The 7,071-nt window shown below is 34.0% G+C and carries 7 protein-coding genes; all 7 read right to left on the bottom strand.

What is annotated here, in order from left to right:
* Positions 1–679 precede the first annotated feature (679 nt).
* On the bottom strand, positions 680–1,603 hold the full coding sequence (locus tag B5E95_RS09990) for a rolling circle replication-associated protein (protein WP_087176907.1): 924 nt from the start codon (positions 1,601–1,603) through the stop codon (positions 680–682).
* A 98-nt stretch (positions 1,604–1,701) separates the two neighbouring features.
* Entirely contained in the window at positions 1,702–3,066 is a 1,365-nt protein-coding gene (locus tag B5E95_RS09985; RefSeq protein ID WP_087176908.1) for an FtsK/SpoIIIE domain-containing protein, read from the bottom strand.
* The gene (locus B5E95_RS09980; RefSeq protein WP_087236524.1) at positions 3,060–3,416 is read right to left on the bottom strand and encodes a hypothetical protein; all 357 of its coding nucleotides are present in this window, start codon (positions 3,414–3,416) and stop codon (positions 3,060–3,062) included. The genes B5E95_RS09985 and B5E95_RS09980 overlap by 7 nt, the downstream gene beginning before the upstream one ends.
* A 17-nt stretch (positions 3,417–3,433) precedes the next feature.
* Entirely contained in the window at positions 3,434–3,826 is a 393-nt protein-coding gene (locus tag B5E95_RS09975; RefSeq protein WP_087176901.1) for a hypothetical protein, read from the bottom strand.
* 18 nt (positions 3,827–3,844) lie between these two features.
* Positions 3,845–4,135 carry a hypothetical protein gene (locus tag B5E95_RS09970; RefSeq protein WP_087176902.1) on the bottom strand — a complete coding sequence of 97 codons (291 nt, stop codon included), beginning with the start codon at positions 4,133–4,135 and terminating at the stop codon, positions 3,845–3,847.
* A 981-nt stretch (positions 4,136–5,116) separates the two neighbouring features.
* Positions 5,117–5,677, bottom strand: coding sequence for a hypothetical protein (locus B5E95_RS09960; RefSeq protein WP_087176905.1), 561 nt, complete (start codon positions 5,675–5,677; stop codon positions 5,117–5,119).
* Positions 5,678–6,179: 502 nt separating this feature from the next.
* The gene (locus B5E95_RS09955) at positions 6,180–6,671 is read right to left on the bottom strand and encodes a COG3415 family protein (protein WP_087176906.1); all 492 of its coding nucleotides are present in this window, start codon (positions 6,669–6,671) and stop codon (positions 6,180–6,182) included.
* Between the last annotated feature and the right edge of the window lie 400 nt (positions 6,672–7,071).

The following is a 7,071-nucleotide window of genomic DNA, read 5'->3' as shown; positions in this document are numbered from 1 at the left end:
TCAGCAATTAATTTTCGCCGACTGTTTAAACGCACCCTGCCCTTGTTCCCTTTACAGACCACGGTTTAACGTCACGTTGGACGAGGGTTTTTATTGTTTTCATTCGATAACCCGAATAAACTCGATGTTGGTCTAGGGATAGTCGTTAGCATTTCCAAGGCTTCCTGATTGACTCAATTAGGTTAATAAACCCGCATGGACAATTTGCCACGACTTTAGAATTTGCGAAATTCAAGGTTCTGCTCACCTGTGATAGTTAACTCCCTGACTGGCGCAACTCCAGCAACAGAGGGGCTTAATTAAGTGATTAGCAAGGATAGCCACTCCCAAGCTAGCATAAAAGATAATCAATCTATTAAAAAAGCCGTAGCCCATTTACTGACTACAGCCGATTAATCGTTTATTAGAATTTCTTTCTTTATAGTTAAACAATATTGAAATATCAATTTTCACTTGTTAGAATAATACTATAAGAAAGCTAAAAACACTTATTGATTAGTTGCTGTAATCAATGAGCTTGTCCTAGTTGGATATTACCAGTATCCTAACCAGGGCTTTTTTATTGCTCTCATATTCAGTTGTTAGGTTCATTATAAGCTAAATAAAAAAAGAAAGAAACATAATTCTCGAATAAAAAATGCCAAAATCGTCATAGATTAACGATCTCAGCATAAAAAAATTATTTTTTTGTTACAGCATTATTTATTTTAGCTACTGCTTCCAATAATGCTGCCTTTTTTCTACTATAGTATTCCGTCTCAATTACAAATGGATCTTTATCATTATTTTGTTTAATTTGCATTTCACGATAGTAAGACGGCATAGCATCACTAATATTATATTTATCTTTTATTAATTTCTTTGTACCTTTAAGCTTAATTGGTTCTTTTATCCCCCGTTTAGATCGTCTATATATTTGCATATTTACTGGATATAATCCTAATCGACCGCCTTTAACAATCCTTTTAGTTAACTTAGTATTTGAATCATTACTAAATTTCCCTTCAAGGTTATTTAAATCAATATCACTTACATATGCCATCACATATGAAGCCACATTATCAGAATCACTAAGTCGTTTCACATTAACAAAGCCTTGTCCCCATGCTTTTCTTAGATCCGCATTAGCAACATACAATCGTGATCCGTCAAGAGTCTTAAGTAATAAATGAGCATGTAACGAACCCGAACTTTGTGGTTCAATAATTACGATATAGGCAAGATATTTTCCTACTAAGCGCCTAAGTCTACGTATCATTCGCTTAAAATCGCTATATAACTTATTGGGATCAGTCATTGGACTATCTTTATATGTTAATGTAACCCAAAGTTCTGAATAACCGCCTTTAAAATTAGCACCAATCAAACGTTTTAACCTTTTAAACGTCTGCCGCAAACTCTCATAATTTTTGGGGTCAGCTCGTGAAGTCACGTGATGAATCTCTTTAAGTTCACCTGTTACGCGATTAACCATTTCGTCTTTTGAAACTTTTTGCATGATTGGCGTACCACCTAAAGATGTTGTCATTTCAATGGTATCTCCATAAACATGTGCAGTAACAAAGGCCTCTACATTAATTTGCTTTTTTTCTTCATGTATCAAAATAATCACCTTTTGCAATGTTCTAAAGTATTGAGTTAATCAAGTTAAAGCGGTTTGCGGTAAACCGCAAACCGCTAATTTTAATAATCTATAATACTTTAAGTTCGTTCCATAGGGTCAAGAAATTGCTGACTTTCTAAAGCCTGCTTCATTAAGTTATACAAATCGTATGAATTTGGCGGCATAAGCGGTGATTCGAACAATTCAGGTTCATTACCATTTACTTGTATATAACCTTCACCTACACCACGAGATCCTGCCGGAAGAACTACGCCAGATCCAAAAACTAAACTGGCAAGCGTCCCTGAAAATTCGCCTAAAGCTATTTTAATTTCAGTTTGATCTTTAATAGTAGCAGGAAGATTGTTAGTACTGCGGGGATCTTGCATAATAAGCATCAAATATACGCCAGCTTGTCTACCTAACATCGTCAGCTGTCTAAGATCAGCTAAGCAGTTTTTAGAAGCAGAAAGATGAGCAGAAATTTCATCAAATACAACAACAATCGACTTAAAGCCAAAATCCTCTGCAGATTTTCCTACATATTTTTCAGGATTTTTATCTGCCAGCTGACGCATCACCTTATATCTGTTCTGCATTAGCTCAACCACTTCATGAAGTTTAGCATCAATTTCTTCCGTACCATCTGCGTATCTGTCAGCCCCTAAAAATCGTCCAAAACTGCTTAAATCGGAATGTTTTGGATCCAAAAAGTAAAGGATAGTATTACCAAAACAACTCAATTCTGCAGAAATAGCAAGCGCGAGCTGCGTCTTTCCACAACCCGTCCTAGCAGTTATAAGCACATGTCCCATCTTATTTAGCGTTAAATCTTTATTGAGAGGCAATTTGCCTTTTTGTTGAGAAAGTTCAGCCGTCATCTTTTCCCAGCTAGAAAAATCAAATCTGGAATTATACTCTGAAGGTATCAGTCGATAATATATCCAGCCATTTGTTTTAAGCGTTGGACTTAATAGTACAAAATGCTCACTACTTAAAGCTTGATTGATTTCAGCCAAATAGTAGTTATGCCCTTGCATTTTTGTAAGCTGACTACTTGACGGTCTTATCATAATACAAGATAAATTATCACAATGATAACTTGCTTTTACATCAGGAACGTCAACCCATTGATATGAAGTACCAAATGCGTAACTATATGCAATTTTGTCGCCAAATCCACGAATATCAAAAACTTCACTACGAATAAGCGCTTCTTGAACTGCTACAGTTAATCTACTGGCAATAATTTTTTCTCTTAACTTCATCTTATTACGATGATAAAAGAAAAAATTATGCAACAAGTTTCTTTCTGTACTGATGTTGGCTACAGTACTATTAAAACTAGGATTAAGCAAAAGGTAGCCGAGTGATACGGCTACCTCACACAAATCGCTTAATAGAGTTGCTGGTCTTTGATTTTGCTGCAGTAGTGCTCGCGGCACAAATTTTTTGACTAGCAACTTGTTGGCACCTTCTTAGTCACATTTTTAGCAATAATAACCGGAGCCCTTAACCCTTCGTACGCGCCTGATAGCTCTACCCAATCAGAACACTTATCAAAAATAAGTCCCTCTGACGCTTGCAAGTAACTTCCCAAAAGTGTAAAAATAGAAGCGAAGTCTGTTTTTGTATCACTAACACAGATAACTGCAAAGACCTGCTTTTTATCCTCACAAAGTAAAGCAAGTCTTTCTTTTTTTTCGCTCAAAATTTTAACCGGAACAACATCACGTGCACGTAATCCCGATTTTAATAACTTTTGAAAGCGACTATGCTCACGTGCAATAACTAACGTTTCAAAAAAATGCATTTTAATCCCTCAGCTTTCTAAGCTTTTTTAGCGGCTCCTGCACCACTAATAACCGTCAAACTTGGCACTTTTACTGACAATTGGTTTCTATATTCACCATATACAGTAACTTTTGTAAAGGCAGTCGCTTTGAAAACCGTATTAAACGCTTTCCAGCTAGAAAAATTAGTAACAGGCTGAGAGACTTTGAAAGTAATACTTTCGCCTCTATTAATACCTATACCCGCATTTCCATAGCTTGACTTGTCAACAAAAATCACGCCTGTGACTTTTGTACCTACATTCTTCAGAGTCTGACTTCCTTCATCTTGCTCTTGCCATTCTTCAATTTTGGAAAGCAAGAAATCTTTTGATTCAAAAAAGGCTTTTGAATCAAATACTTGGAATTGAGACAGTTTTTTTAAACTCATAAAAATCTCCTTTCGAATCTAAGAAAGAATTGTTAATCTAGAGACCCAAATTTCTTGAAAATTCGGGTCATGCTTAATGGATTTAAGAATATTATCAAAAGAAACAATTTTTCCAGCCAAATTATTTTTGGCTTGTTTCTTCTCATGAATTAAAAACGTCTTTGCAGGAAGCCCTTCCACCCATTCAGTCGCAAACCATCCGCACTTTTGATTGTCGAAGTAATCTATTTCAATCATACTTTGAAGTTTGCGCTTACTATCTTTAGCCCATCTTCTTACATCCTGTAAACTGGGAAACTCATAAATCATGCTTTTTACTCCTTTCTGCTAAAATTTGCCGAACTCTTTTTCGATCGGCTTAAATATATAATATCACGTTTTTAAGTTTGTGAAATAAAATATTTTATTTTTTGTTTCGTTAATTTCTTGATGCTGTAAGCTTAATCAGTGTTATTGCTGAATTATTATATACCTATTTCACAAAATATGCATGTTAAAAAAGTTTATATAAAATTCTTTAGAATATTGATACAAAGCTAAAAATAAAGGCAAAATCATTTTTTATTTTTATTAATTGCTCATATTATCACAAATTAAGTTAAGCCTTACTAGCTCTAGGCTTTACACGGCTTTTTCATTTTTAAGCTTTTTTATTTGTTGAAATTTGATATAATTTGGTTGTATCAAAGACACAAATATCCAAATTCGAAGTATAAAAATACCCCCTCAAGGAATCCTTGGCGGGTTATTTATTTCAAGTTTACATAATGCCAATTATCCGCAGATCAATGATATCAATGCTTCTAGAGCTTGCAGAAAGTAAGTTTGTGAAAAGCAGACCGTATACAATTAAAAAAGCCCGAATTGACGGGCTTTTTATTTTTGCATATCTTGTAATTTCACAAAGTATTACGGCTAATGAAATCCCAGATTTCAAAAGCTCGTGAGAATCAAAAAAGAGATTGAAAACTTATTCAACCTCTTCTTACTTATATTTGCGCTTATCTTCATCATATTTGCCTATAAAGATCTCAAATGCAACAGCCAATATAATTATGATCCACCTAAGGATCATGGTGATAACAGATTTAACACCTAACTGCTTAAATAAGGTATCAATAAACTCAAAATCAAATAGAATATATAACCCATTGTCAATTATTATAAAAATGAGTAAACAGATAACTAATACCTTTAAAAACTTTTTTTTCATTTTTAACTACTCACAATTTGTCAAATAATCAAAAATATATTTTCCATCAGACCATGGCGATAAGTTATATTAACTGATTAGAACAAAAGGAACACAATTGCTCTTGAAGCAAGACCAGCCCAATACTTTGAAAATCCTAGGTTACGAAGTGCTTTATACAATCTGCCTTGAACGTTGTCTTCAACTCCTGTAATAATAGCAATTAAGTTCTCTAATGCATGGTCACCTAATTTCACCCCTGCCTTTTTAGCATACTTTCTTAAAATTGGTACAGCTACTTTTGCAGCTGTTTTAGCCGCTGCTGTTTTCCATTTTGAAGATGCTAATGGATCATTAGGATGATTTTTTAAATACTGTTGCTTTAAAAAATTTGTATCTTCATCTGAAAGATCAAATTTCTCTTTTAAGTTTGTTAATTCACTCTCTTTATTGGTTGGAAGATTCGAACCAGTATTAACATTATTAAAATGTGATAATAAATCACCAACAGAGATTGTAGTATAATCACTATCATTTTGATTACCTACTTCATCTGCAAGAGCGACTGAAGTAGATGATAGAAGTGGGGAAAATACTAATCCCACCAAAGAAACAATGCTAATCTTTTTAAGGTTTTGCTTTAATTTATTTCTTTTCATAATCATTTTCCTTTCCTGAATCATAAACAACAAAATATAGCATATTGCAAAATGCAACACTACTAATCTGAAATCATCTTTAATAATTTCGATATTACTATATGTGTGTTTTATTATATTGTGATAATTTTATTAAAATATTATCATTTATCTCTAAATTTTGTCAACAACAAAATTTAGAGATAAATCAAAGTTGTTTTTTACTTAACTTAACAAATTGACAGCACAATCAAACTAATTACAAACCTGATATAATAAAAAAGTGCACTGGTACCACCAATGCACTAAGAGCTTTATTAGAAAGGCGTGACCACTTTTGGGGACGTTCTTTAATGCGCTTGGCTGGTGGTGTATGTCCAGTACACCAAGATCAAGAGCGCTAAAATGCCTGCAAATGTTGCCAGCTCAATTGATTAACAATATTAATTAGTTGTCTCTAGTAATATTGTAGCATCTGCTCGCGATTTTTAAAACTGCCTTAGCTTCAAGCTGAGGCAGTTTTTTAGTGCCAAAAATGCCACCATTTCTTACTTTTAAATGATTTTTCTACTGTTTCTTTAACCGTTTTCTTATTAGAAACAGCCTCTTTTTTTGACTCAATCAAATTAGGCTTATCTGCTAAATTAAGCTGTTGTGCCTGATCAGCTAACTTTGCAAACTTTAAACCAAACTCGGAAATAGCTTCATCCTTAGCCTTAATTTGAGCATCTTTTTCTTTTAACTGCTGTTTCAAATAGTCTATTTCCGACTGTTTTTCTTTTAAATTATCCTGCAACAGTTCAACAGTTGTTAATCTCTTTGAATCCTTACTACTATGAGCTTTTTTAGACTTTTTATACTGTTCGATAACTGTTTCATCATATAATTTTCGTTGTCCTTTTTGCTGTTTCGGAGAAACACCATTCTCTTTTAACCATTTACTAAACGTTCCTCGACTAATTCCTAATATTTCAGCAATTCTATTTTGACTATATAACTGTTTTGACTGTTTCATTACCGCTGTTTCCTAACTGTTTTCTACTGTTTCATTTGAATCAGCTACAAATAAAATTCGCGACCAGCCTTTCTGGAGCGCCACTCTGTCCTACACCTAAACTAAAAAATAAAAAGAAAAAGTAAAAATTTTTCCTCGCCCTAAAGGGCTCACAAGGTAGAGGCGCAAAGCGCCTCCTCGATAGCTAGCCTAAACGTGGCTAAAACTACCGAGAAGACGCTTAACTTCCAAAATAGCCGAAAATCAATTGCTGAAAAATCAAATATTAATTACTTCAAATCTCAGCAATTAATTTTCGCCGACTGTTTAAACGCACCCTGCCCTTGTTCCCTTTACAGACCACGGTTTAACGTCACGTTGGACGAGGGTTTTTATTGTTTTCATTCGATAACCCGAATAA

Origin of the sequence: Lactobacillus gallinarum, assembly GCF_002160635.1 — a bacterium.
In the GTDB taxonomy this organism is placed as follows: Bacteria; Bacillota; Bacilli; order Lactobacillales; family Lactobacillaceae; genus Lactobacillus; species Lactobacillus gallinarum.
This window is presented reverse-complemented; position numbering and strand designations above follow the sequence as displayed.

Bases quoted from the DNA above. Each gene is read 5' to 3' on its own strand.
- B5E95_RS09980 (WP_087236524.1), bottom strand. From the start codon at position 3,416: ATGCATTTTTTTGAAACGTTAGTTATTGCACGTGAGCATAGTCGCTTT.
- B5E95_RS09975 (WP_087176901.1), bottom strand. From the start codon at position 3,826: ATGAGTTTAAAAAAACTGTCTCAATTCCAAGTATTTGATTCAAAAGCC.
- B5E95_RS09970 (WP_087176902.1), bottom strand. From the start codon at position 4,135: ATGATTTATGAGTTTCCCAGTTTACAGGATGTAAGAAGATGGGCTAAA.
- B5E95_RS09960 (WP_087176905.1), bottom strand. From the start codon at position 5,677: ATGAAAAGAAATAAATTAAAGCAAAACCTTAAAAAGATTAGCATTGTT.
- B5E95_RS09955 (WP_087176906.1), bottom strand. From the start codon at position 6,671: ATGAAACAGTCAAAACAGTTATATAGTCAAAATAGAATTGCTGAAATA.